Genomic DNA, 26,066 nt, shown 5'->3' with positions numbered 1-26,066 from the left:
GTTGGTTAGAATACATGCCTGTCACGCATGGGGTCGCGGGTTCGAGTCCCGTCCAGACCGCCAAGTTTTAAATCCCTTTCTTTTTGGAAGGGATTTTTTTTGTTAAATACTTTTTTAGTAATATTCCGTTATAATGAAAATTTTCACTCTTTTTTCTTTTGTTTTTTGATGAGTTTGTTAAGTCTTTTCGAGTTAAGAAAAATGTTTTTATTATATTCGGCAATTTAAATATATATGATGAAACTTTTAAAAACACTTATTCTATTAATTTCTTTAGTTTCTTTTAATTCAAAGGCACAGGATATTTCCAATATAAAAACTTTTGTTCAGCAAAAAGCTGGTCCACATGAAAGTTTACAAGAATTTTATGAAAACTTTGGTGAGGAATTTAAGGCACCAAAGCTACCTTCAAATCAAAATCAATTAAAACTAGTTGTGAAATTTGTTGTAGAAAGGGATGGCTCTTTTTCAAATATTACTGTTATAGATCAAACAGAAGAAGTTACAAACGAAATTGTACGTGTTTTATCTAAAATGCCAAGATGGAAACCTGGATATCAAGATGGACAACCAGTTCGTTCTTCATTTAATCTCCCGATTACAATAAAACTTAATAGTTATGATGAAAATGAAGAGAATTTTAAAAGAGATGTATCTGCTTATCGTGAAGTTTTAAAGAAGTATGAACAAGAAACAGATTATTTTAAATTCAATTGCAATTGCGTAACTTTAACTGCTGTGATTGAACCTGATGGATCTTCAGAATTATTTCAATATGAAACACTTGATAAAGTTGGATTGTATAATATTGGAATAAAGAAATTTTCTGAAGTAAATGAAAAGAAATTTTTTAAAGATCTAATTAAAGAGATTTCTAAAAGCGAATCTAAATATAAAAAAGTAAAACTGGGAAATACAGATGCTTTGAATGTGCAATGGTTTGAGGTTTGGCAAGAAAATACGATTTATAATCGAACGATTTTCTTTTTCGAGAAGAATGTTTTATATACTTTAAATTTTGCTTCAAATAGTACAGAAATAACAAATATTGTATTTGAAGAATTATTACAATCTTTCCAAATCAAACAATAATATTTATATGTTATGAAATTCTTAAAATTAATTATATTACTGATTTTTCTAAATCCATTTTATGGAAACGCACAAGAAAAAGATGTTTTACCAATTCCGCAATTTAAAGCTGAACCTAACGAAGGAATGCAGAAATTCTATGCTGCTTTTGTTCGAAACTTTAATTCTTCGACGGTAAAATCAGGTCAAGAATACGCAAAATCTAAATTGGTTTTTTTTGTGGAAACTGATGGTACTTTTTCCGATATTACTGCAGAAGGAGAAATGATCGAAGTAAATGAAGAAGTTATTCGTGTGATGAAATTGATGCCGATTTGGAAACCAGCAACAACAAATGGTAAGCCGGTTCGTTCTAAATTTATTATGCCAGTTATAATTAAAGTTACAAAGAATAATCCGCCTAAATAATAAAGCTTTCTATTACAGAAAGCTTTTATAGTTAAAACCAAATATTCCAATTTTCGATTACTTCTTTGATGTAGAATCCTAAAAAAGCCATACAAATCACAAACTTCATAAAGGTTGATGCTAGAAAACCGATAAATGAACCAGTAGCTGCTTTTAATGCTCTTTTAGAATCTTTTGAGTTGTAAATCAATTCTCCAATGAATGCGCCAACAAATGGACCTAAAATAAAACCAAATGGAATCGGAAAAATAATTCCGACTACTAATCCAATGTTGGTTCCCCAAACGCCGTATTTACTTCCTCCAAACCGTTTGGTTCCTTGGGCGGGAATTACAAAATCTAAAATAGTAACGATGATTGTTAGAAGTAATGTGAATCCTAAAATCCAATAATTCATTTCGATACCTTTAGTAAAATACAAAACCAAAAGTCCAATCCAACTTAATGAAGGTCCTGGTAAAACAGGTAGAAAACTCCCAATCAACCCCGTTAAAATCAATATAAAACTCAGTATTAGTAATACATATTCCATAAATAATCCGTAATTTTGCACCTAAATTTACGCTTTATTTCTTTATGAAGATTCAATTTGGTTTATCATTTATTTTATTGACAATGATTTCCTGTGTTTCAGACAAAACTGTCCCTGATCCGCAAGAATTATTGCGTAAAGAATTGCATACCATTGATTGGACTAAAGTGGACGAATATCCTACAGTTGATGCCTGTGATTCGATAAAAGATAAAGAAGAAAATAGATTGTGTTTTTTTAATGCGATTTCGAATGAATTGGAGACTAAAATTAAACAAGATTCATTGATAACTCAAATCAAAGGATTAAAAGAAATGAATATTTTAGTTACGATTACTAAAGATGCAGAAGTTTCTTTTGAATGTGAACCAGGTGATTCAATTCGATATAACGTTAGATTTTTGAATACATTGATTCAGAATAAACACGAAAATTTTACGCCAATTCATCCGGCATTAAAACGAGGAATTCCAGTTACTACCAAATTTGTTTTACCTATTTCGCTTCAATAGTTTTATTGGGCTTGTAGAAAAGTACAAACAAACTTCCAATGCTGATTGGAATCACTAAATTCAACATCCAAATTAAGGTTGCAACAATTGCAATTACCCATTCGTTAACACCGAACAATCCAAATAAGAAAATAGCAACGCTTCCTTTTAAAGCAAAATCTATAATTTGAAAATTGGGTAGCGAAGAAGCTAATAAATAAACCGCAGAAACTACTCCGATTAATACAAAATACGGAATTTCTACATCGAATAATTTATATAAAAAGAAGTATTGATTCATCAAAACAAAATAACGAAAAAACGCTAAAATCAAGTTTTTACGATGAATTTTTTTCGGGATTTCTCCAATATATTTAAAAATGGATTGTAATGAAAATCCTTTAATCTGAATGTTTTTAACGCTAAGAATTATAAAAACAGCAGCCGCTAAAATCAAAAATAAATACAAGAAATACACATCGGGCATAAAGTTATGTAAATGATTGATGTAAAAAACACCAATCAATCCAAATGAAATCGCATATATAACTTGAACTCCGTTACAAATCATATTCAAAAGAACCACTTTTCCAGCTTCTTCTTTTTTGTAAAAAAGTACTTTTCCTGCGTATTCTCCAATTCCGTTTGGTGTAAATATCCCCAAAGTAATCGCGCTTAAAACTTGTTTTGTAGATTCCCAAACCGAAATTTTTTCAATAACTTGAATCAAATTCCGCCATTTTAAAATTTCGATAAATCGATTTAAAAACGTCAACAACAAAATAATAAAAATATACAGATAAGCATATTTTCCGTTTAAGCTTTCCTTTAGGATATCTAAATTCAATGGTTTTTCAGCCAATTGATTTTTCACAAAATAAAAAGCCAAACCAATAATGGCAAGTTTAACGATTAATGTTAAGAATTGCTTAGCTTTGTTGTTGAGAATTTTCATACTACAAAGTAACAAATTTCCTTTTAGGTAAGAAACTATTTTAACGAAACGAATTTGAGTACAGAGCGCATTATTTTAGGAATTGATCCCGGAACAACCATTATGGGATTCGGATTGATAAAAGTGGTTAAAAACAAAATGGAATTTATTCAGTTAAACGAATTACAACTGAGTAAAATGGATGATCATTATATGAAATTACGTCGTATTTTTGAACGTACCATTGAGTTGATAGACACGCATCATCCAGATGAAATTGCTATTGAAGCGCCGTTTTTTGGTAAAAATGTACAATCGATGTTGAAGTTGGGACGCGCGCAAGGTGTTGCTATGGCAGCTGGTTTATCGCGCGATATTCCGATTACCGAATACGAACCTAAAAAGATTAAAATGGCGATTACCGGAAACGGAAATGCTTCAAAAGAGCAAGTTGCGAAAATGTTACAGCAATTGTTAGGTTTGAAAGAATTGCCTAAAAATCTCGATTCTACAGATGGTTTGGCAGCAGCTGTTTGTCATTTTTTTAATTCAGGAAAAACCGTAGTTGGAAAATCCTATTCAGGTTGGGAATCATTCGTTAATCAAAACCAAGAACGCGTAACCAAAAAATAATGGCAGGTATTTACATTCATATTCCGTTTTGCAAGCAAGCTTGTCATTACTGCGATTTTCATTTTTCTACGACCATGAAAAAGAAAGATGAAATGATTACAGCTTTGATTCACGAAATTCATTTGCGTAAAAATGAAATTAATGAACCGGTTGAAACGATTTATTTCGGTGGAGGAACGCCAAGTGTGCTTTCGAATGCTGAAATAGATCAAATTTTGGAACCGATTTTCTCTTTGTTTGATGTTGTTGAGAATCCTGAAATTACTTTGGAAGCGAATCCAGATGATTTGAGTACTGATCGAATCGTTGCCTTATCGAAATCTAAAATTAACCGATTAAGTATTGGAATTCAATCTTTTTATGAAGATGATTTGCAATTGATGAATCGTGCGCATAATGCGGACGAAGCTTTGCAATGTTTGAAAACAGCAACGCAATATTTCGATAATATTTCGATTGATTTAATTTACGGAATGCCGAATATGAGTTTAGAAAAATGGCGTTCAAATGTAAATTTAGCCTTGAGTTTAAATATTCCGCATATTTCGAGTTATGCCTTAACGGTTGAACCTAAAACGGCTTTGGCAACTTTAATTAAAAAAGGAAAAATCGCAAATACCGATGACGGTTTAGCTCACGAACATTTTTTAACTTTGGTTGAAATGCTTGAAAATGCTGGATTTGTGCATTACGAATTATCTAATTTTGGAAAACCAGAGTATTTTTCTAAAAACAATTCGGCTTATTGGTTAGGAAAGAAATATGTAGGAATTGGACCTTCGGCTCATAGTTTTGATGGCGAAAATCGTTCGTGGAATATTGCCAATAATTCCATTTATATTCAGAAAATTCAAACAAACGAATTACCTAACGAAGTGGAAACCTTAAGCATTCAAGATCGTTATAACGAATATGTAATGACGGGTTTACGAACTATTTGGGGTGTTTCTTTACTAAAGATTGAAAATAATTTTGGTACAGATTTTTTGAATTATCTTTTAGAAAACGCTGCTTATTTCATCAAGAAAGAACAATTAATTATTGAAGATAACGTTTTAAAAACAACCTTAAAAGGCAAGTTTTTCTGTGACGGAATTGCTTCTGAATTGTTTTGGGTGGAATAATTATTTATAGAGTAAAGCTATGGAAAAAATCACTTCATTTAAAATATTAAAAATCTGTTTACCTTTATTAATTACTAATTTAGTAATATTATTTGTTTTTTATTATTTTTTTGGAGACAGTATTAATTTTACTGAAGATTTTACTTTTATAATTGTATTAATTATTTTGATGATTATACCATTAGTCCCTCAATTGTTTTTAGTATTAAATCATTTTCGCAAAAATAGAAATGTCGGACTTACAATTTATCAAGATTATTTACTTTTAAAAAGTAATGGAGAACAGATAATCATAAGTGAGAATACTATTAATTCTTGGGAATTAGTTGGAACCTCAAGTAAATTGAAAAATAGTTCAATAAAATTTTCGTTATTAGATGATTTATTTTATTTGAAAATTGGATTAAAGGAGAGTAATAAAGAAATCATTCTATCATCACTTTTATATTCTAAAATTGATAATGTTTTTCAGCAATTATTTCCTAATCCTAGAAAAGAAGATCGAGTAAAGTTTTTTCCTATTATAAAGTAAAGATAAAAATAGCTTTCATCTACAGTTAAATAACAAACAATGAAAACAACTATTCAACACAACAACAAAACTTACGAAATAGATTTATCTAAACCTTTAGATATTTCATTACCGATACAAAACAACGAGCAAAACCCAATTGCGTGGTATTTAGACAAGCCTGAAATTAATCCAGTGGTAATGGGTGATTTTGTAGGAAGTGTTTCTTCAGGAAAATCGTCAACGAATTTTAATAATATTTTGTTCAATCCACACGGACACGGAACGCATACCGAATGTTTAGGTCATATCACCAAAGATTTTTATTCAATCAATCAAATCTTAAAACAATTCTTTTTTATTGCTGAATTGATTTCGGTTGAACCACAACCTTTCGAATCTGATTTCATCATCACAAAAAATCAAGTAGAAAATGCTTTAAATAGTAAAACTCCAGAAGCTTTGGTTATTCGTACGTTACCAAATACTTCCGACAAAAAACATAAGAATTATTCTAATTCGAATCCGCCGTATTTAACCGAAGAAGCTGCGATTTACATTCGTGAAATAGGAGTGAAGCATTTATTGATTGATTTACCAAGTGTTGATAAAGAAGTTGACGAAGGAAAATTGTTAGCGCATAAAGCGTTTTGGAATGTAAAAAATACGCAAGTTGTTAACAATGATGCTCGTTTTGATTGTACGATTACCGAATTGATTTTTGTTTCAGATGAAATTAAAGATGGTTCTTACGTAATTAATATGCAAATTGCTTCGTTTGAAAACGATGCATCGCCAAGTAAACCTATTTTATATCAAATACTTTAGCTTATGCAACTGGATCAGTTTTACGAATTTTGTTTGAATTTAAAAGGAACTACCGAACATTTTCCGTTCGATGAGGATACGTTGGCTTTTAAAGTTGGCGATAAAATATACGCACTTTCTTCGCTTTCGGAATGGGAAAACGGAAATCCGAAAGTGAATCTTAAATGTGATCCAGAGCGAGCAATTGAATTGCGTGAAGCGCATTCTGGAATTGAACCAGGTTTTCATATGAATAAAAAACATTGGAACACTGTAAAAATTAAAGAAGATATTCCGTTGGATTTACTTAAAGAATTGATTCAACATTCGTATGATTTGGTTTTTAATAGTTTGTCGAAGAAAGTGCAAACTGAAATTAAGAGTTAATCTTCATTGAAATTTTTAACGTAAATGGTTTACTTATTGGCTTGCCATCTATTTGTTGAATTTCCCAAGGATATTCTTTTATAATTTGGAAAACTTTTTCTTTTAGAAATTCTAAATTGGATTCAAGAAATCTTAAGTTTTCAATTTCACCTTTTTCGTTTAATATAAAAACGATATTGAATTTTAAATCGATAACTCCATCTTTCTGGTATCCTAATTTTTTTAATTGGCGTTTTTCTTTAGAATTAAGTACAAATTTTCTAGCAAATTCACGATAGAAACCTTTTTGTGTTTCATCTGGATTTGTAGTAATGCTAGTTTCATTAACTTTTAAATTCAATTGAATAGTTAATTGTTCACGTGATGATTTGTTTTCTCCGTTGATTTTAGCTGGAATCCAATTTGGTAAGCTATTCATCGCATTTTCAAAATATGAGCTAAATTCGTAATTATCATTTTTAATACGAATGTTATTCACTTTTCCATCATTAGAAACAAAGAATGAAAGATTAAAAGTGATATTCTCATTTGGTAAGTTTGCTACTGTTTCTTCAGGTAAATTTAAATTTGAAATGATTTGAGTCACATATTCAATAGTTTCAAAAGGCGGTTGTGCTTTTGTTTTACTGATATTATCGTTTTGTGCAAATAATGAATTTGTTAACAAAAAGGTAGAAAATAATAATATGTAATTTATAGTGAGGGGTTTACTTGTGAAATTCAAAATACTTGTTGTTTATTAGATTAAATAATTATTTCTCAAATATTATTCTTACTGGCATTGAAAATGTCGAACGAACTGGAATACCATTTTCTCGTGCAGGATTCCATTTAGGCATTGACTTAATCACACGTACGATTTCGGAGTGGTATAATGGGGAATTAGATTCTACAATTTTAATATTTGTAAGGCTACCATCTTCTTCGACAATAAAAGTAACGCGAAAAATCAAATCTTGTCCATCTAGGCTTTCTACGTCTTTAAATATTTTGGATATTAATTCTTGATTAAATTTTCTAAGTCCAATTTCTGGTAAAGCTTTTGTTTCTTCATCAGCTTTTAATTTTACAGAGATTACTAATTGTTCACGTGATGATTTGTTTTCTCCATTAATTTTGGCTGGAATCCAATTTGGTAAGCTCTTCATCGCATTTTCAAAATACGAATTCAATTCGTAATTATCATTTTTAATGCGTACGTTATTCACTTTTCCTTCATTAGAGACAAAAAATGAAAGATTAAAAGTGATATTCTCATTTGGTAAGTTTGCTACTTTTTCTTCAGGTAAATTTAAGTTTGAAATTATTTGCGAAACATATTCAATAGTTTCAAAAGGCGGTTGTGCTTTTACTTGATTCAAGCTGTCATTTTGTGCAAATAATGAATTTGTTAACAAAAAGATAAGAATTAAAATTGTATTTTTATATGAATAAATATTGCTCATTAGTTTTTTTTGCAAAGAACTAAATTGAGAATTGAATACGCAAATTTATGCTAGATAATTTAAAAAAGCTTTTGAATGAAGATCAAGATCCAAAAGCAATAGAAAAAATAACGGAAAAGTTGACGGATCTTTTAATGAAAGGTGAAGAGATTGGTTATATTGGTGTTCAGAAGAAACCTGCTTTAACTGTTTTTCCTGATTCGATTGTTATGACCAATAAGCGAATCATTATTTGTAAACCGAAAAATTTAGGTTTGTCAATGAGTTTTACGGATTATGATTGGCAAGAAATTGTTGCACCAATGGTAAAAGAAAACTTATTAGGTTCTGAATTTTCTTTTGTAACCAAAACTGATTTAACTGAAACTATTGATTATATTCCAAAGAATCAGGCTAGAAAATTATATACGTTTGCTAAAGAACAATTGGAGATTTCTAAACGTTCATCTGTTTTTTCTAAGTTAGAATCTAACATTGAAGAAGCTGAAATAGTATTAGATAATAAGGTTGTTGAAACTGTTGATTTTGAAGAAGTTACAGATTTTTCTACTTTTCTTGATCAACCAAAACAACTTGTTGAAACTACCGATTTTAAGGAAGAAGTTGCAGAAGTAATAAGTCAAAATGAAGAGATTACTAAAGAAAATAAATCTTTAAATCAGTTAACGAAAGAAGAACTTTTTGAAAAGCTTCAGAATTATAAAAAACTTTTAGATAACGGTTTGATTCTTCAAGGTGAATATGATGCGTTAAAGAATGAAGTTATTAAGTTTTTATAGATTCTGTTTTAAAAAAATAAAAAATACCCCAAATAAGTATTAGTTTATTTGGGGTATTTTTTATTTTTTTATTTTTATTGTAACTGGTAATCTCATATTTGATTTAACCTTTTTGCCATTTTCAATAGCTGGTTCCCATGGAGTACATTTTGCAAGGGATCTTTTTACAGCTTTATTTAAATATTCGTCAGGTTTTTCATTTATAAATGTTTTAATATTTTCAAAATTACCTTCCTCATTTATTGTGAATTCTATTATATATTTAAATTCGTTAGAAGTTTTATTTTCTCCTGTTTCGTAGGCTCCTTTTTTGTAATAATATCTTTCCCAAAAATCTCTAGGGTAAATCATATGTGAATTAAATTCATAATAGAAAGCTTTGTATTCTGTTTCAAGTGCTGTTCTTTTTTCTAAACTATTTTCACTTTTTTCATAATCTGGTAACCTAAAATTTATTGTTATAGGAAATGAATTAAATGATTTTACATTTATACCGTTTTTTTTAGCAGGAATCCAATCAGGAAGTGTTGTAAAAATTTGGTTAATCTCAGATGTTAATTTATACTTGTCATTTAAAACTTTAATGTGATTTAGTTTGCCATTTTCATCTACTTGAAATGAGATTATTAAACTTAATTGTTTTCGGTTAATTTCTAAAATTCGTTCGGTTGGAATAGAAAATGATTCAGCAAATTTTAATTTAAAATTTTCAATGCCATCTATCGGCTTTGCCTTGACTACGTCTTCTTTAAAAGCAACAGAAGTTGAATCTATTTCTGTTTGAGCATAACTTACAAGTGTTACAAATAATATAAAACCTAAAATAAATTTTTTCATTATTTATCAAAATTTACATCCATTTGTACAATTGATCTTACAGGTAAATTGTTTTTTCGAGCTGGTTTCCAATACGGACATTTTTTTAAAGCTTGACCGATTTCTTCACTACAAACAAATGGTTTTTCTGAAAGTATCTCGACATGTTTTACTTCGCCATTTTTTTCAACTATAAAGCGAAGTTGAATCCTATTTTTTTCCTTTTTCTTAATTTTTATTTTACAAGTGATGTTATCAGTAATATACTTGTTGAAATTTTGGTAGCCACCTTGATAAGTAGCTATTTGATCAACTTCGAAATAAATTCGATTGTCATTTTCTTGTCCATAACTTAAAGCGTAGAAAGAAAATAGAATTAGTGTTAAAATTTTTTTCATAATCAATTTTTTATCAAAAATAATACTTTTTCTGAAATATATCAATGTTGATATTTATTTGATAAATAAAGAGGTCTATTTTTTTTAAGTTTCAAAGTTGTCCTAATTTTGTATTTAAATATTTAAGAGGTGGAAACATTTACATATAAAAACACTCAAATCAGTTATACGGAATCTGGAAAAGGTTCGGCTTTAGTTTTTTTGCATGGTTTTTTAGAAAATAAAAACATGTGGATTCCTTATGAAAAATATTTTTCGAATAAATTTCGAGTAATTACTATCGATTTATTTGGACATGGAAAATCAGAAAATTTAGGTTACATTCATACAATGGAAGATCATGCAGATATGGTTTTTGCTCTTCTTTCTGATTTGCGAATTCGTAAAGCTACTTTGGTAGGACATTCTATGGGAGGTTATGTCGCCTTGGCTTTTGCTGAATTATATCCAGATCATTTGAAAAGTTTAGTTTTGATTAATGCTTCTTCGCGTGCAGATTCTGAAGAAAGAAAAATGAATCGTGATCGTGCGATTCAGGTGGTTAAAAAAAATGCTAAAGTGTTTATTTCTATGGCGATTAATAATTTGTTTTCTGATGATGCGAGAGCTGATTTGTCTAATCAGATTGACATCGTTCGTGATCAGGCTTTAGAAACTTCACTTCAAGGTGTTGTTGCCGCTTTAGAAGGAATGAAAATCAGAAATGACCGTGAAGTTTTATTACACTTTGGACCGTATCCTAAAATGATTATTACAGGTAAAGATGATCAAATCGCTACTGAATCTGAAATTCTAGATGAAACAAACGGAGCCGATGTTACCACTCATATTCTAGATTGCGGTCACATGGCTCCATTGGAAAAGGAAGAAGAAATAATTAAGCTTCTTCAAGTTTTTATTAAGAAGAAATAACTAAATTTCTGCTTCAATAAATGCTTGTTCGGGATTTAAAATATCTAGAATCAATTGAATAAGTTCTTCTTTAAATTGTTCAATGATTTGTTTGTCAACGATGTCGATTATTGTTTTATCTTCTTTTAAATTGAAAAGTAAATAACCATCTTTTCTGTTTTTAAACGAATAAATGGCAACTTGTAAATCTCTGTTTTCGATATGATCTTGATACATCAAAGCATATCCAAGTAATTGAATCACTTTTTCATATTTTAAATCTTTTGTTAGACCTTCAAAACTTTGGATGCTTACATTTGATTTTTCTACTTTTCCTGTTTTGTAATCGATAATTCGAATTACATTATTTCGGATTTCTATTCGGTCAACAATACCCGAAATCTTTACAGGATAGGGAAGTCGATTATCTTTTATTTCGTAAGATAAACGTTGTTCTAAACCTAATATTTTTAATGCTGTTCCTTCTTCAATTGCCTTTTTTTCCATTTGTAAAAAATGAAAAATATTGCGTTTAGCAACTTCAAAAGCCAATAAGTTTTTTCCTAATTTATCTGTGTTGTTTGAATAAACTTCATTGAACTGATTGGTGATTTCTTGATTCGCTTGAGAAATCATCCAATCAAAATTTTCAACTGTCAAAAATTTATCGATAAATGGTTTGTACAATTCTTCTAATGAATTGTGAATTATCGTTCCCAATGTGTTTAAAGCAACGTTCTCTTCAACTTCATCTACTTCATTAATTCCTAAAACGCGTTGAAAATAAAACTGCATTGGATTTCGTAAATAATTCGATAAAGCAGAAGGAGAAAAGCCTTTGTCAGTAGCTATATTTTTTAATTTTTCATTTAATAATTCTGATTTTTCTACAGTTAATTTTTCGTAAGCTTTTTCAGGAATTAATGAATAATAATTTTCTTTCTTTAGTTTATGGTTTTTCTTTTTATCCAATTCAATCTGAGTAATAAATCTACTTTTTTCACCGGCATCAATTCCTTCAGAATCGGAATTATGAAGTAAATAAATATTTTTTGCTCTTAATAATAAATGATAAAAATGGTAGCTATAAATAGCGTCTTTTTCTTTGAAAGTTGGTAAGCCTAATTCTAATTTTACATCAAAAGGAATGAAGGAATTGTTGGTTTTTCCTGCTGGAAATTTGCCTTCGTTTAATGATGTAATAATCACGGTTTCGAAATCCAAAACTCGACTTTCTAAAACACCCATTATTTGTAATCCTGATAAAGGTTCTCCTTCAAAAGAAACTTCTGCAAACTCTATGATTTGTTTGTAAATGCTGAATAGTTGTTCTGGCGAAGAAATACTATCGTATTTGATTGCGTAGTTTTTAAGCTGATTTATTGCTTTATAAATCGCATATAAAAAAGTTAACGAAAGTTTGTCTTCTTTTTCGTTTAAGTTTGATTTAATTAGTAATAAAATCTTTAATAGTTGATTGGTAATTTCAAGCGGATTGTTTTCCCATTTCTCAGTAATGATTGAAAATAATTCATTTGAGTTTTCTTGTAAGTTTGCTAAGTTTACGTCTGAAAAGAAAGTTAGATTGTTTTTATTTATTCTTTCTACTACTTTATAACTATGAATCATGTTTTCAATTAATGGATGCGATAGCACTTCCGTAACATCTTTGTGATAAAAAGTATATGATTTCTTATTTCGATTCAATGCATTGATGTGCATTTTAAACCATTTCTGTATAAAGATTTGAACGGGATTAGATTTGCTATCGTAACCCATTGTGATATTTAAACTTTTTACATTTTCAGGAAGTGAATATAAAACCGGAATCAATAAATTTTCTTCACTTAATACAATAGCAACATTGGTCAAATCAGTTTTAGTCTGACTGATATTTTCAATTATTTTTCCCGTGATTTTAGCTTGTCCAACTGATTTTGGTGTGCTAATGATTTGAATGTTTTTTTCTTGATTAAATTCATCAACTATCCATTCAAATGGATGTGTTTTATAATAACCCCAATTATTTTTTATTTTTCTAGCAAATAATCCAGCGTCGTGAAACGGATCATTTATAACGGATTGATCGATGTCCCAAAAAACTTTTGCGCAATCATTTTTTAATAGTTCCTGAAAAATTTTTTCTTCAGCTTGATTTAGTGCGTTAAAACCAGCAAAGTATATTTTTTGATTACCAATTTCACTTATGTAAGATTTTAAATTTTTAACTGCTTCTCTATAAATCAATCCTTGATAACCTTTTTGTTCTTTGATTAAATATTCATATAGGTTTGAATAATAAATAGGCATCATTTCCCAAAAATTCAAATATTTTTGAATCATAGGTGTTCTGTTTTCTAGATCAACTGCCCAATGTTTGATATCTTCAATATCTTTTAGGTATGTAAAAACGTGATCTGGGTTTAAAAGATATCGATCTATTTCATTAAAATCAGCAAGAAGCATTTTAGCCCAATTTGAAAATGTTTCAAAATCTTGAATGTTTTCTTTGGGTGTTAGAGATTTATAGACTTCATAAAAACAAAATAGTAATTCGATATTATCAATCGATTTGATTTTAGAAATATCAAAAATGAATTCTTCGATGCTTATAATATTTGGAGCAAAGAAGGTTTTGTCTGTTTGATTTTTTAGCTTTTCTATTAAGAAAACACGTGCTCTCTTATTTGGTAAAATAATGCTAAGATTATCAAAGTTATCTTGAAAATCTGTAAATATTTTTGATGCTATTTTGTCTAGGAATGTTTCCATCAGTCTTATTTATTGAAACAAATTGAAATTTTATGTTTTTCGAATTTAACCAAAAAAAAATCAGAACAGAAATAATTCTGTTCTGATTTATTGTATGAAAATTAAATTTCTTTAGAAATTATTTTTTTCTTTTTTTAGCTGGTTTAGAAGCAGGAAGATCATTTTTCTTCATTACTTTAAACTCGTCGCTAGAAATAGATCTAACGATTACTTTTCTGTCTTTTTGTCTTTCTTCGTTAGAAGCAGAAGCAGGAACTGTTGCATCTTGACTTCCGATTCCGATAGATTTTAAAGTTTCTGGATTAACTCCTCTTGCTTCTAAAGCTTTAACAACTGCAGCAGCTCTTTCTTTAGATAATTTTAAGTTAACAGCTTCTGAACCTGTTTTATCAGTCATACCTATAACCACAAAGTGCTCTTTTGGAGAGTTTTTGATGATGTTAGCAGCTTCGTCTAATTTAGATGCAGATTCAGGTCTTAAAGTAGATTTACCTAAGTTGAATAAAATGTTTTGAAGTTTTTCAGTAACTACTTCTTCTGTTTTTGGTTTTGGTTTTGGACATCCGTCGTATTCTTTAAGACCAGGAACATCTGGACACTTATCTAAATAATCTGGAATACCGTCACCATCTCTATCTGGCCAAGGGCAACCGTTGTTTTCAGCTGGACCAGGGATTAGTGGACATTCGTCTTGTGGATCAGGAATACCGTCTCCGTCAGTGTCAGGACATCCGTTGAATTGTGGTAATCCTGGAATTTCTGGACAAGCATCTTGATTATCAGGGATTCCGTCTCCGTCAGTGTCAGGACATCCATTGAATTCAGCTAAACCAAATACATCTGGACAATCATCTAAATGGTCAGGGATTCCGTCACCATCAGTATCAGGACATCCGTTGAATTGTTTTAAACCTGGGATTTCTGGACACTCATCGTATTTATCTAAGATTCCGTCTCCGTCTGTATCTTTTCCACCAAAACGGAAAGTTACACCAGCAATATGTTGTAAATGTGATGGTACGTCAACATTAGGTGTTCTTGTATCATCAAATGAATATTTGTAAGTTGAAGATAAGTTTAATCCAATGTTTTCTGTAAACCAGAAGCCTAAAGATAAACCACCACCTACTGTTCCAGCAGATGCTTTTCCTAAGAACTCATAACCTCCTCCAACGAAGATTGCTGGATCAAACCAACTGTCCTTGATGAAACGGTATTTAACGTGAGCATCAATTGCATAGTACATTAAATCTACATCAACTCTTTCTCTTTGACCTGTATTAACCCAATTTGGTTTACTTGCAGTTCCTGTATTAACATAAATAGGGTTAACCATTTTAGTCATTTTATTAACAGAACCTGTTACGCCAACTGTGAAATTATTCCAGACATGGCGAGATACACCTAATACAGATGCTGATGGTAAAATACTCCAGTTTTTTGTTTCGAAGTATTGTCCCATTTGATTTTCGAATTTCGATGCAGCACTAACACGAGCTCCATCTAGTGCATTCATACCCACGGTAACAGCCCACGGTTGGTCTGCATTCTGTGCTTGAGTCGTTACTCCAGCAAATAAGATAGCAGCTACAAATAATTTGTTGAAATGTTTCATAACTATTGTTTTTTACAAAATGTAATGTCTGTACAAAAGTACATTGTTTATATATAAAATCAAAAAAAAAAGTTAATTAATTTTAGTTGATTCTCTAAGTTTTAGTTGATTTTGTTAAATAACTCCCAATTCTAAAGCTATTTTTTTAAAAGCGTTGATTGCTTTGTCTAAATGCTCTTGTGTGTGCGCTGCCGATAATTGTACACGAATTCGTGCTTTATCTTTTGGGACAACAGGGAAGAAGAATCCAATAACATAAATTCCTTCTGCTAATAATTTATCTGCCATTATCTGGGATAATTTCGCATCATACAACATAACAGGAACAATTGCTGAATCACCATCAATGAAATCTATTCCTGCTTCTCTCAATCCTTTCTTGAAATAATTGGTATTCCATTCTAATTGATCACGTAAGGAAGTGTCTTTTTCTAATAGTTCGAAAACTTTTAATGAAGCCCCAACGATTGCTGGAGATAATGAGTTTGAAAATAAATATGGACGAGAACGTTGACGTAAAATTTCAATCACTTCTTTTTTAGCTGTTGTGTAACCTCCCATTGCTCCACCTAAAGCTTTACCTAATGTTCCTGTAATAATATCTACACGACCCATTACGTTTTTGTATTCTAAAGTTCCTTTACCAGTTGCTCCGATAAATCCAGCAGCGTGACATTCATCTACCATAACCATTGCATCGTACTTATCTGCTAAATCACAAATTTTATCTAATGGTGCAACTAATCCGTCCATTGAGAAAACGCCATCAGTTACGATTAACTTGAAACGACGTCCGTCTGCAACAGCTTGTTGTAATTGTTTTTCTAAATCTGCCATGTCGTTATTTTCATAACGGTAACGAGCGGCTTTACATAAACGAACTCCGTCAATAATTGAAGCGTGGTTCAAACTGTCAGAAATAATACAATCTTCGGCTCCTAATAAGGGTTCAAAAACGCCACCATTAGCATCAAATGCAGCAGCGTATAAAATCGTATCTTCTGTTCCGTAGAATGATGCAATTTTAGCCTCTAATTCTTTGTGAATATCTTGTGTTCCACAAATGAAACGCACAGATGACATTCCGAATCCGTGTGTATCTAAAGCGTCTTTTGCAGCTTGAACAACTTCTGGGTGAGAAGAAAGTCCTAAATAGTTATTGGCACAAAAGTTTAATACCGTTTCTCCAGTACTAATTTTAATTTCTGCACCTTGAGGTGAAACGATGATGCGTTCTTTTTTGTAAAGTCCACTATCTTTAATCGATTCAAGTTCGGCTTGTAAGTGATTTTTAATAGATCCGTACATAATTTATTTTAAGTTGAGTTATTGCAAATGTATTATTTTTAAATCATCTTCTTGAATATATACTAAAGCTTTTTTGGTTACGTTTAATCCCATTTCAATCAGAGCAAGTTCGTATTGTTTTACTTGTTCTACGTGTTTTTTATGTTCAGCTCCGGTTTTATAATCTAAAATGTAAGCTTCGTTGCCTTTAATTACCACACGATCGGGTTTTATATTTGGCATTCCTTTTTTAAGGATGTTTTGTTCGTTAAAAACTTTAAAATCATCGCGGAAGAAATCTTGTAATTCTTCGTGATTACAAATCATTTCGATGCTTGAACGAACTTTATCTTCTTGGTCTAGAACCAATAAACCTTCAAAAATAGCTGCTGTAATGGCTTCTTCAATGTCTTTTTTGTATCGAATTTTCGAAAGAATTTCGTGAACTAAATTTCCGTATTCAATTGATTTCTGTGTAGATGTATCCCACATTAAAGCTTCGCGTTGCGCAATTTTAATGGTGTTTTCTTTGTCGATTCCGTCTGTAACAGCAACGATTAACTTTGGAGCGGTTGCTTCAATTTCTTCAGGTGAAAGTGTTTTCTTTTCTGATATTCGAACTTTATTTCCAAACGGATACACATTTTGTTCTTCCGAAAATAAATTTAAATTTTGTAAAAACGAAACAAACAATGACGACATATTATTTGCTAAGTCACCTTTTGCATTTATTTTTTTGTTGGAAATGATATACAATTGTTCTTCGGCACGCGTTAAAGCAACATAAAGCACGTTGATGTTGTCTAACAAATCTTCTTGCCTTTTAATATCGAATATTTCTTGTGCTTTTACACCATATTCACGAACATTTTTATTTAAATCTATTAATGCTTTTGGAATGTTCAATTCGTCAAAACCTTCAATTTCAACCCAAATTTTATCTCGTGAACGCGAATAATCTTCTTCGGCAAACGGAAAAATAACCACCGGAAATTCCAAACCTTTCGATTTGTGAATCGTCATCATTTTAACTGCATTGGTGTTTTCTGGGGAAGGAATACTCAGTTTTTCATAATTATCTTCCCAATAGGTAATGAAATCAGAAATAGAACTTTGTAAACGCACGGTTCTTTCCAAAACCAAATCCATAAAATATTGTACGTACGAAAGTGTTTTCTTTTCTTTTATGAAATGGTCAATGATGTATTCTGTGGTTACATACAATGAGTTTTTTCGTGCGAAAGCAAAATCCATTGGAATGCCAAAATCGTTTAGCCATTTCTGAAAATCTACTTCATTTCTGTGTTTCATTCCTTCCGAAATAAAATCGTGAACCGGTAAAATCGATTGTTTATTACGAGCAATGAAATACAGCATTTGTGCTTTAGCTTCGTTGTCACGATTGTTTTTGATGTACTTTAAAATATTTAAAAGCAGTTTAACTTCGGTTGCATTATTGATTAATAAGGTTTCTGAAGATAAAATAGGAATGTTGTTTTCTGTTAAGAAATTTGCTAATAGAACACCGTCTTTTCTTTTTCGAGTTAAAATGGCAATATCCTGATATTCGAAACCTTGAGATAAAACATCTTCAATAGTTTTTAAAGTAGCTTTTAAATATTGGTCAGTCTTGGTTTCTTCTTCGTTTTCAGATTTATCTAATTCTTCTAAAAATTGAATTTCTACAAATCCATCTAATTTAGAATTTATATTTTGTGAACTTTCGTTTTCATATAAATATTTATAATCTGGGTGTTCAAATTGATTGGCAACGTGTTTAAAGAAATCGTTATTAAACGTAATTACTTGTTCGTAACTGCGGTAGTTGGTTTCTAGAAATTCGGTTTCTTTATCTGGGTTCGAAAACGGATTTTCTTCTTTGCTTAACGAAATAAATTGTTCGGCTTTTCCACCGCGCCATCTATAAATAGATTGTTTTGGGTCGCCAACAATCATTAACGAACCTTGAGCGCCCGAAGCATCTTCGCCCGAAAGGGCATTATCAATTAATGGAATTAAATTATTCCATTGCATTTCTGATGTATCTTGAAATTCGTCAATAAAGAAATGACGGTATTTTTCACCCAAACGTTCGTAAATAAAAGGTGCTGGCTGATTTTGTATTTCGTTATTAATAATCGCATTGAATTGTGAAATAGATAGAATGTTTTGTTCGCTTTGAATGCGCTCAATTTCTAAACTAATCGAATTCAATAACGAAAGCGGTGTAAGATTTTTTAAGAAAGCTTCGTAAAACGATTTCTTTCCGAAAGCTTCATAGATTTTATTTGTTCTTTGAAGAAAATCTGGAATCAAACTTTCGATAACTTCTTTGTCTTTCGCTGTTTTATTGATTTTAATATCTTCGGTTTCAATGTATTTTTTAGATGAATTACTGAATTTATCATCTAAAATCGATTGAATATGTTTCGGGAAATATTGTCCGGAAAACGATTTAATATCAATTCCGTTTGTATTTATAACATCAAAAATTTCGTTAGCTAAGGATTTTGCTAATTCGTTCAAATCTTTGATTTCAGCTTGAAGCTTTTTTCTAATTTCAATAAAATCAGGAATGGTTGCTTGGTGAAATAACTCCAATTCCGTTCGGTTGTTTTCGTTTAAAAGCAATCGACCAATTTCCATTAATTCGCGTGAAACATCCCAACTTTTATCGTTATCGGTTTTGTCTAACGAAAATTCAATTAACAATTTAGTTAAGGTTTCATCGGTTCCAGCTTTTGCAATGATTGAATCTACAGCTTCTTGTAAAAGCGCTTCGGTATCTAACGAAACATCAAAAGACATTGGTAAATCTAAATCGTGTGCAAACGAACGAATGACTTTATGTGTGAATTTATCAATGGTTGAAATATCAAAAGCAGCATAATTGTGGATGATGTTTTTGATAATGATTTTCGATTTTTCACGAATAACCAAAGATTCCAAACCAGATTCCTCGGCAATTTGCTGCAGCATTTGTGCATTTTTCTTGTCGATTTCTGGAAGTGAAAAGGCGTACAAAGCCGAAACGATACGCGATTTCATTTCGTTTACTGCTTTGTTGGTAAATGTGATGGCTAAAATTTTTCGATAACCGTCGTAAGACTTATCTAACATTAAAATTTTTAGATATTCTTTTACCAATGTATGTGTTTTTCCTGAACCTGCCGAAGCATTGTAAATAGAGAAAGCTGTTCTGTTCAAAGTAGTTATCGTTTTAAGAATTTGTTAACTGATAAAAGTTACGCCTTATTTTTTAATTTCAACAAATATTACTAAATTTGATTAAAAATAAATACTAATCATTAAAAATATTAAACAATGGCTTTTGAATTACCAAGTTTACCATATGCTTATGATGCATTAGAGCCTCATATTGACGCTCGTACAATGGAAATCCATCATACAAAACACCACCAAGCTTACACGACTAACTTAAATGCAGCTATCGCTGGAACTGAGTTAGAAGGTAAAACAATCGAAGAAATCTTAGCTAACTTAGATATGTCTAATGGAGCTGTAAGAAATAACGGTGGTGGATTTTATAACCACAATTTATTCTGGACAGTAATGAGCCCTAATGGAGGTGGTTTACCAACAGGAGAATTAGCTGAAGCGATTGATGCTGCTTTTGGTTCTTTTGATGCTTTTAAAGATGCTTTTGCTAAAGCTGGAGCTACACAATTCGGGTCTGGATGGGCTTGGTTATGTGTAAAAGATGGTAAATTAGAAGTTTGTGCTACACCAAACCAAGATAACCCATTAATGCCAGGTGTTACTTGTGGTGGAACTCCAATCTTAGGAATGGATGTTTGGGAACACGCTTACTACTTAAACTACCAAAACAGAAGACCAGATTACATCAACGCGTTCTTTAACGTTGTTAACTGGGCAGAAGTTGCAGCACGTTTTGCAGCTAACAAATAATAAAGAACGAATTTCGTTTATATGGAAAAACGTCTGAGAAATCAGACGTTTTTTTTGTTTTTAAATAATTTGAATTATTCTTTTTACCCTAAATTTGAGGCGGAGAATAATTTCCATAAATATAATAAAAATGAACCTTTTAGAAATTCTTTATCAAGACGAATATATAATTGCTATAAATAAACCACACGGATTGCTAGTTCATCAATCGCCGATTGCTCGTGATGCTTCTGAATTTGCTATTCAATTGTTGCGTGACCAAATAGGGAAGAAGGTATTTCCAGTACATCGATTAGATAGGAAAACTTCTGGTGTTTTGCTTTTTGCTTTTGATAAAGATGTGAATCGCATTTTAACCGAACAGTTTACAACCAAACAAATCGAAAAACGATATATTGCTATTGTTCGTGGGTTCGCTCCAGAAGAAATGCTTATTGATTATGCACTTTATAAAGATAACGGTGTTTTGCAAGAAGCACAAACTTTGATAAAACGTATGCAAACAGCCGAAATTGATTTGCCTTCGGGTAAACACCAAACGTCGCGTTATAGTTTTGTTGAAGCTTTTCCGTTTACCGGAAGAATGCATCAAATACGTAAACATTTGGCTCATATTTTAAATCCAATTATTGGTGATCGTCCGCACGGTTGCAACAAACAAAATAAAATTTGGTTAGAGAAATTTGAAATGAATACGATGATGTTACATGGCGCTTCGTTAAAGTTAAATCATCCAGTTACGAACGAAGTTTTAGAAATAAAGGCTGAACCTCAAGCGGAATTTAAGCGTGTAATGCAATTGCTTAATTTTAAATGATTTGTTGTTTTTATTGGAAAATTTTCTTAATTTCAAACAAAAAACATGGAAATTTTCTATTACATATTTGCTGCGTTATTAATAGTTTCTACATTTATTCCGTTAATACCAAATCAACATTGGTTTTTTAGAGTTTTTGATTTTGCAAAAGTTCAGATTTTTATCTTGCAATTTTTGCTAGTATTATTTGGATTTTTATTTATTATTAAGTCGAATTTGTTTTTTGTTTCCCAATTATTATTGATTGGTTGTATGATTTATGAAATTTCGTTATTGTATAAATACACACCGTTTTATAAGGTTGAAAAACATATTAAAACAAATAAAGCGTCAAAAACGGTCACGTTGATTTCTGCTAATGTTTTTCAATTTAATAGAGAATATCAAAAGTTTATTCATTACGTACAAAAACAAAATCCAGATATTATTTTAACGATGGAATCCAACGGTGATTGGGAAAATGCGATGCAAGTTTTCAAGAAAGATTATGCATATTTTGTCGAGGTTGGATTGGAAAATACATATGGAATTCACTTGTATTCAAAAATTGAAATCACCAAATCGAATGTTCATTATTTTGTAGCTGACGATATTCCAAGTATTGAAGCTTTAATGAAAACGAAAGATGGATTTGAATTTATTTTCTTTGGTGTGCATCCGCCACCACCGAGTCCAACAGAAGAAGAAACTTCTAAAGAAAGAGATGGTGAATTGCTAGCAGTTGCTAAAAAGATTAGGAGTAATAAATATTCGTCAATTGTTGTAGGAGATTTCAATAATGTAGCTTGGGCAAAATCATCTGTTTTATTTAGAAAAACTTCCGAAATGATTGATCCAAGAATTGGTCGCGGATTGATTTCTACATTTCATGCTAAGTATTGGTTTTTGCGTTTTCCAATTGATCAAATGTTTCATAGTTCCGATGTTTTTGTTGAGAAACTAGAAGCTCAAGATAATTTTGGTTCTGATCATTTACCTTTGTTTTGTGCGTTTTACATCGATAAAAAAAACGATATTCAGGAAGATTTAATTGAACAATTGGAAAAAGATGAAATGAAAGAAGTTAACGAAATGATTAAAGAAGGCAAACAAGAAGATGGCGAAAGAGAAACTGTGGTTACTGAGTAAATAACTCTTTATAAATCATACAAAATGATGTATCTTTACAAGATTATTATAAATAAAATATGAAAGCGTACGTTTCAGTAGATCACAATAGCAGAAAAAAATTAAGTAAAGAAATTATTGCACTTGGAATGGCGCTAAGTACAGCCAGTGTTGAGCAATATATTTTTGTAGATAAATTTACTTTTGAAGAAGGTCAAGAAATTGAATTGGTTCAAAAAGCTTTAAAAGAAATTGATAATAGTAATTTTGTTATTGTTGAAACAACTTATCAAACCGTTACTTCATCAGTCGAAGTTGGATATGCCAAAGCAAAGCGTAAACCAATTGTGTATTTACAACACGAAAGCGTTGCGATTTCTCCGATTCTTTATGGATTGTCAAATTTCCATATCAAATATTCAAATCCAAAAGATTTATTCGATCAAATGAGTGAATTCTTAAAAAATATTTTACCACAACAATAAGCTTTGAAATTCAGAGCTTTCTTTTTTTATGCCATTAACTGATTTTCCAATATTCCAACCAGCAAAACGTAAAAAAATCTATTTAGAATTTTACAGTTTGTTATTCTTAATAATTGCTTCAATTGCTTTTATTTGGATGCATTCTGTTACGGAAATCAATGTTTTTGTTTTTTGGATTATTACGTTGATATTCATTCTGTCATTTGTTCCATTAATTGTAACCTTGATTTTAAATCATTATAAAATCGATTTTAAAAGAGGGAAGTTTAAAGGGAATTTGATTTTGGGAAAGAATGAAATTCGAATTGCAGAACAAATCATTTTGTTAAAAGATATCGAATCGATTCATTTTATAAACGATGACTTTTTTATTCGTTATGAAAGAAATAAATGGATTGGACCTAAAATTTCGAGCGGAGTTGGAAACATTTGTACCATAAAACTAAAAGAAGAAAAAACAATATTTGTGAATTTTTATCAATCGCACGATAATGAATTGGTTAAGGCCGAAATCTTACTTCAATATTACAATAACCGTAATATTTTGAGTACTGATAATTTGAAGCGAATTCTAGAAGGTGAAAATTAAAACACAATATTCTTTATATTTGTTTAAAATACAACAGAAAATATGATGAAATTAAATACAATTGCAGCATTTACTTTAGCAATGGTAATGTTCACATCGTGTAATAAAAAAGAAGCACTTGATAAAAATCAGGTGTTAATAGATAGTTTATCTCAAATTGAATTTCAAGGAGATAAATTTGCAGATATCGAAGTTCTTAAATACGATATTCCAAGTTGGAACAAATTAACTTTAAAAGAGAAAAAACTAGTTTATTATTTAGCTCAAGCTGGATATGCTGGGAGAGATATTTTCTGGGATCAGAATTATAAATACAATCTAAAAATTCGTGCTGCATTAGAGAATATCTATAAAAATTACGATGGAGATAAAAATGCTGAAGATTGGAAGAAGTTCGAAATCTACTTAAAACGTGTTTGGTTTTCAAACGGAATTCACCATCATTATTCGAATGATAAAATCAAACCTGGATTTTCTCAAAGTTATTTCCAAAAATTATTAAAGCAAACCGATACTAATTTAGACGGAACTATTGTTGAAATTCTGTTTAATGATGTTGATGCTAAAAAGGTAAACCTTGATGAATCAAAAGGATTGGTTCAAGGTTCGGCTATTAATTTTTATGGAAAAAATGTATCTGCTGTTGATGTAGAGAAATTCTATAATTCTTATGTTCAGGAAGATTCTTTACGTCCGGTATCTTCAGGATTAAATACCAAATTGGTTCGTAACAATTCAGGTAAGTTAGAAGAAAAAGTTTGGAAAAGTGGAGGAATGTATGGAGCTGCGATTGACCAAGTTATTTTTTGGTTAGAGAAAGCAGTTACCGTTGCAGAAAATCCAGCTCAGGCTGATGCTTTAAAATTATTGATTGAATTCTACAAAACGGGTGATTTAAAAACTTGGGATGCTTATAACATTGCTTGGCTTAATGCAACCGAAGGAAATATTGATTACATCAACGGATTCATTGAAGTTTATAACGATCCATTAGGACATAAAGGTTCGTACGAAAGTATGGTTCAAATCAAAGATTTTGATATGTCTGAAAAAATGGAAGTAGTTTCTAAAAACGCACAATGGTTTGAAGACAATTCACCTTTGATTCCAGAACACAAAAAGAAAAATGTAGTTGGTATTTCTTACAAAACAGTTGTAGTTGCTGGTGAAGCAGGTGATACTTCTCCAAGTACTCCAATTGGTGTAAATCTTCCGAATGCAGATTGGATTCGTGCAGAACACGGTTCTAAATCAGTTTCTTTAGGAAATATTATCGATGCTTATAATAAAACAGGCGGAAGTGATAAATTGAAAGAATTTGCTTACGATCAAACAGAAATTGAATTATCGCAACGTTATAGCGAAATTGCAGATAAATTACACACAGCTTTACACGAAGTGGTTGGACACGCTTCTGGACAAATCAATAAAGGAGTTGGTTCTCCAAAAGAAACCTTGAAAAGTTACGCTTCAACTTTAGAAGAAGGTCGTGCCGATTTGGTGGCTTTGTATTATTTATACGATCCGAAGATTCAAGATTTAGGCTTGGTTGACGATTGGAAAAAAATGGGAACAGCTGCTTACAACGATTATATTCGTAATGGTTTAATGACGCAATTGGTACGTATTGAACCAGGGAAAGTTATCGAAGAAGCGCATATGAGAAACCGTCAGTGGGTTAGTACTTGGGTTTTTGAAAAAGGAAAAGCAGATAACGTAATTGAGAAAATTACAAAAGATGGTAAAACCTATTTCAAAATCAATGACTACGATAAGTTAAGAACCTTATTTGGTGAGTTATTGAAAGAAACCCAACGTATCAAATCTGAAGGAGATTATGAAGCAGGAAAAGCTTTGGTTGAAACGTATGGAGTAAAAGTTGATCCAAAAATTCACGCTGAGGTTTTAGAACGTAACAAGAAGTTTAAGAATGCACCTTACCGCGGATTTGTAAATCCGGTTTTAGTTCCGATTACAGATGATAAAGGTGAAATTGTTGATATCATTGTTTCGTATCCGAAAACGTTTGCAGAACAAATGTTATTTTATTCTAAAAACTTTAATTTCTTACCATTAGAGAATTAAAAGAATTATTTATAAAACAAAATCCACTCGAATAAACGAGTGGATTTTTTTATTTAACGATTATCTTATTAGTAACCTGAGTTCGATTAATAAATCAAGAAAAATAGTTGGTAAAAAAAAGAAATAGTTGT

The 26,066-nt window shown here is 30.7% G+C and carries 26 protein-coding genes; 16 read left to right on the top strand and 10 right to left on the bottom strand.

All coding sequences use genetic code 11. The annotated features are described in order from the left end of the window. The first annotated feature begins 234 nt into the window (after positions 1 to 234). Positions 235 to 1,092: an energy transducer TonB gene (locus tag EG240_RS13955; protein ID WP_125019973.1), complete on the top strand. Its 858-nt coding sequence runs from the start codon at positions 235 to 237 to the stop codon at positions 1,090 to 1,092. 12 nt (positions 1,093 to 1,104) lie between these two features. Continuing rightward, the gene (locus EG240_RS13950) at positions 1,105 to 1,500 is read left to right on the top strand and encodes an energy transducer TonB (RefSeq protein ID WP_125019972.1); all 396 of its coding nucleotides are present in this window, start codon (positions 1,105 to 1,107) and stop codon (positions 1,498 to 1,500) included. 31 nt (positions 1,501 to 1,531) lie between these two features. Here the strand turns inward: EG240_RS13950 and EG240_RS13945 are convergent, their stop codons facing one another. After that, positions 1,532 to 2,032, bottom strand: a complete 501-nt coding sequence (locus EG240_RS13945) for a DUF456 domain-containing protein (protein WP_125019971.1) — start codon at positions 2,030 to 2,032, stop codon at positions 1,532 to 1,534. 44 nt (positions 2,033 to 2,076) lie between these two features. Here EG240_RS13945 and EG240_RS13940 point away from each other — a divergent pair, with 44 nt between their 5' ends. Next, positions 2,077 to 2,544 carry a hypothetical protein gene (locus EG240_RS13940; RefSeq protein WP_125019970.1) on the top strand — a complete coding sequence of 156 codons (468 nt, stop codon included), beginning with the start codon at positions 2,077 to 2,079 and terminating at the stop codon, positions 2,542 to 2,544. On the opposite strand, the gene EG240_RS13935 is transcribed toward EG240_RS13940, so the two are convergent. Further along, positions 2,528 to 3,478 (bottom strand): hypothetical protein, encoded by a 951-nt coding sequence (locus tag EG240_RS13935; RefSeq protein ID WP_125019969.1) that lies wholly within the window; start codon positions 3,476 to 3,478, stop codon positions 2,528 to 2,530. The genes EG240_RS13940 and EG240_RS13935 overlap by 17 nt on opposite strands. A 54-nt stretch (positions 3,479 to 3,532) precedes the next feature. Here EG240_RS13935 and ruvC point away from each other — a divergent pair, with 54 nt between their 5' ends. Genes ruvC through EG240_RS13910 form a run of 5 tightly spaced genes read left to right on the top strand, consistent with a single transcriptional unit; the run spans position 3,533 to position 6,919 of the window. Continuing rightward, on the top strand, positions 3,533 to 4,090 hold the full coding sequence (gene ruvC / locus EG240_RS13930) for a crossover junction endodeoxyribonuclease RuvC (protein WP_125019968.1): 558 nt from the start codon (positions 3,533 to 3,535) through the stop codon (positions 4,088 to 4,090). Continuing rightward, the gene (gene hemW, locus EG240_RS13925) at positions 4,090 to 5,214 is read left to right on the top strand and encodes a radical SAM family heme chaperone HemW (protein ID WP_125019967.1); all 1,125 of its coding nucleotides are present in this window, start codon (positions 4,090 to 4,092) and stop codon (positions 5,212 to 5,214) included. The genes ruvC and hemW overlap by 1 nt, the downstream gene beginning before the upstream one ends. A 19-nt stretch (positions 5,215 to 5,233) precedes the next feature. Continuing rightward, positions 5,234 to 5,746 (top strand): hypothetical protein, encoded by a 513-nt coding sequence (locus tag EG240_RS13920; protein ID WP_125019966.1) that lies wholly within the window; start codon positions 5,234 to 5,236, stop codon positions 5,744 to 5,746. 39 nt (positions 5,747 to 5,785) lie between these two features. Next, on the top strand, positions 5,786 to 6,553 hold the full coding sequence (locus EG240_RS13915; protein WP_125019965.1) for a cyclase family protein: 768 nt from the start codon (positions 5,786 to 5,788) through the stop codon (positions 6,551 to 6,553). 3 nt (positions 6,554 to 6,556) lie between these two features. Beyond that, positions 6,557 to 6,919: an MmcQ/YjbR family DNA-binding protein gene (locus EG240_RS13910; RefSeq protein WP_125019964.1), complete on the top strand. Its 363-nt coding sequence runs from the start codon at positions 6,557 to 6,559 to the stop codon at positions 6,917 to 6,919. On the opposite strand, the gene EG240_RS13905 is transcribed toward EG240_RS13910, so the two are convergent. Next, positions 6,909 to 7,586 (bottom strand): hypothetical protein, encoded by a 678-nt coding sequence (locus EG240_RS13905; RefSeq protein ID WP_125019963.1) that lies wholly within the window; start codon positions 7,584 to 7,586, stop codon positions 6,909 to 6,911. The genes EG240_RS13910 and EG240_RS13905 overlap by 11 nt on opposite strands. 85 nt (positions 7,587 to 7,671) lie before the next feature. Beyond that, the gene (locus EG240_RS13900) at positions 7,672 to 8,364 is read right to left on the bottom strand and encodes an energy transducer TonB (RefSeq protein ID WP_125019962.1); all 693 of its coding nucleotides are present in this window, start codon (positions 8,362 to 8,364) and stop codon (positions 7,672 to 7,674) included. Between the two features lie 47 nt (positions 8,365 to 8,411). Between EG240_RS13900 and EG240_RS13895 the strand changes: the two genes are divergently transcribed. Further along, on the top strand, positions 8,412 to 9,143 hold the full coding sequence (locus EG240_RS13895) for a PH domain-containing protein (RefSeq protein ID WP_125019961.1): 732 nt from the start codon (positions 8,412 to 8,414) through the stop codon (positions 9,141 to 9,143). A gap of 60 nt (positions 9,144 to 9,203) precedes the next feature. Here EG240_RS13895 and EG240_RS13890 read toward each other — a convergent pair whose 3' ends face one another. Further along, positions 9,204 to 9,980, bottom strand: coding sequence for an energy transducer TonB (locus EG240_RS13890; protein ID WP_125019960.1), 777 nt, complete (start codon positions 9,978 to 9,980; stop codon positions 9,204 to 9,206). Further along, positions 9,980 to 10,357 carry an energy transducer TonB gene (locus tag EG240_RS13885; RefSeq protein WP_125019959.1) on the bottom strand — a complete coding sequence of 126 codons (378 nt, stop codon included), beginning with the start codon at positions 10,355 to 10,357 and terminating at the stop codon, positions 9,980 to 9,982. The genes EG240_RS13890 and EG240_RS13885 overlap by 1 nt, the downstream gene beginning before the upstream one ends. 129 nt (positions 10,358 to 10,486) lie before the next feature. On the opposite strand from EG240_RS13885, the gene EG240_RS13880 reads away from it, so the two are divergent. Further along, on the top strand, positions 10,487 to 11,269 hold the full coding sequence (locus tag EG240_RS13880; protein WP_125019958.1) for an alpha/beta fold hydrolase: 783 nt from the start codon (positions 10,487 to 10,489) through the stop codon (positions 11,267 to 11,269). Here EG240_RS13880 and EG240_RS13875 read toward each other — a convergent pair whose 3' ends face one another. The 4 genes from EG240_RS13875 to EG240_RS13860 all read right to left on the bottom strand — a co-directional run bounded on the left by EG240_RS13875 (position 11,270) and on the right by EG240_RS13860 (position 20,129). After that, positions 11,270 to 14,020 (bottom strand): PD-(D/E)XK nuclease family protein, encoded by a 2,751-nt coding sequence (locus EG240_RS13875; protein WP_125019957.1) that lies wholly within the window; start codon positions 14,018 to 14,020, stop codon positions 11,270 to 11,272. Positions 14,021 to 14,138: 118 nt separating this feature from the next. After that, positions 14,139 to 15,635: an OmpA family protein gene (locus EG240_RS13870; RefSeq protein WP_125019956.1), complete on the bottom strand. Its 1,497-nt coding sequence runs from the start codon at positions 15,633 to 15,635 to the stop codon at positions 14,139 to 14,141. A gap of 114 nt (positions 15,636 to 15,749) precedes the next feature. Further along, positions 15,750 to 16,943, bottom strand: a complete 1,194-nt coding sequence (gene kbl, locus EG240_RS13865) for a glycine C-acetyltransferase (RefSeq protein ID WP_125019955.1) — start codon at positions 16,941 to 16,943, stop codon at positions 15,750 to 15,752. Positions 16,944 to 16,961: 18 nt separating this feature from the next. Further along, on the bottom strand, positions 16,962 to 20,129 hold the full coding sequence (locus tag EG240_RS13860; RefSeq protein WP_125019954.1) for a UvrD-helicase domain-containing protein: 3,168 nt from the start codon (positions 20,127 to 20,129) through the stop codon (positions 16,962 to 16,964). A 117-nt stretch (positions 20,130 to 20,246) separates the two neighbouring features. On the opposite strand from EG240_RS13860, the gene EG240_RS13855 reads away from it, so the two are divergent. The 6 genes from EG240_RS13855 to EG240_RS13830 all read left to right on the top strand — a co-directional run bounded on the left by EG240_RS13855 (position 20,247) and on the right by EG240_RS13830 (position 25,935). Beyond that, the gene (locus EG240_RS13855) at positions 20,247 to 20,852 is read left to right on the top strand and encodes a superoxide dismutase (protein WP_125019953.1); all 606 of its coding nucleotides are present in this window, start codon (positions 20,247 to 20,249) and stop codon (positions 20,850 to 20,852) included. A gap of 130 nt (positions 20,853 to 20,982) precedes the next feature. Beyond that, on the top strand, positions 20,983 to 21,669 hold the full coding sequence (locus tag EG240_RS13850) for a pseudouridine synthase (protein WP_125019952.1): 687 nt from the start codon (positions 20,983 to 20,985) through the stop codon (positions 21,667 to 21,669). A gap of 45 nt (positions 21,670 to 21,714) precedes the next feature. Then, a complete protein-coding gene (locus tag EG240_RS13845) occupies positions 21,715 to 22,797 on the top strand; it encodes an endonuclease/exonuclease/phosphatase family protein (protein ID WP_125019951.1) in 1,083 nt (360 codons plus the stop codon). 59 nt (positions 22,798 to 22,856) lie between these two features. Then, positions 22,857 to 23,261 carry a hypothetical protein gene (locus EG240_RS13840; RefSeq protein ID WP_125019950.1) on the top strand — a complete coding sequence of 135 codons (405 nt, stop codon included), beginning with the start codon at positions 22,857 to 22,859 and terminating at the stop codon, positions 23,259 to 23,261. A 28-nt stretch (positions 23,262 to 23,289) separates the two neighbouring features. Next, positions 23,290 to 23,850 (top strand): hypothetical protein, encoded by a 561-nt coding sequence (locus tag EG240_RS13835; protein ID WP_125019949.1) that lies wholly within the window; start codon positions 23,290 to 23,292, stop codon positions 23,848 to 23,850. Between the two features lie 45 nt (positions 23,851 to 23,895). After that, positions 23,896 to 25,935, top strand: a complete 2,040-nt coding sequence (locus EG240_RS13830) for a dipeptidyl-peptidase 3 family protein (protein WP_125019974.1) — start codon at positions 23,896 to 23,898, stop codon at positions 25,933 to 25,935. The last annotated feature ends 131 nt before the right edge of the window (positions 25,936 to 26,066 follow it).

Source organism: Paenimyroides tangerinum (assembly GCF_003865405.1).
Lineage (GTDB): Bacteria > Bacteroidota > Bacteroidia > Flavobacteriales > Flavobacteriaceae > Flavobacterium > Flavobacterium tangerinum.
This window is presented reverse-complemented; position numbering and strand designations above follow the sequence as displayed.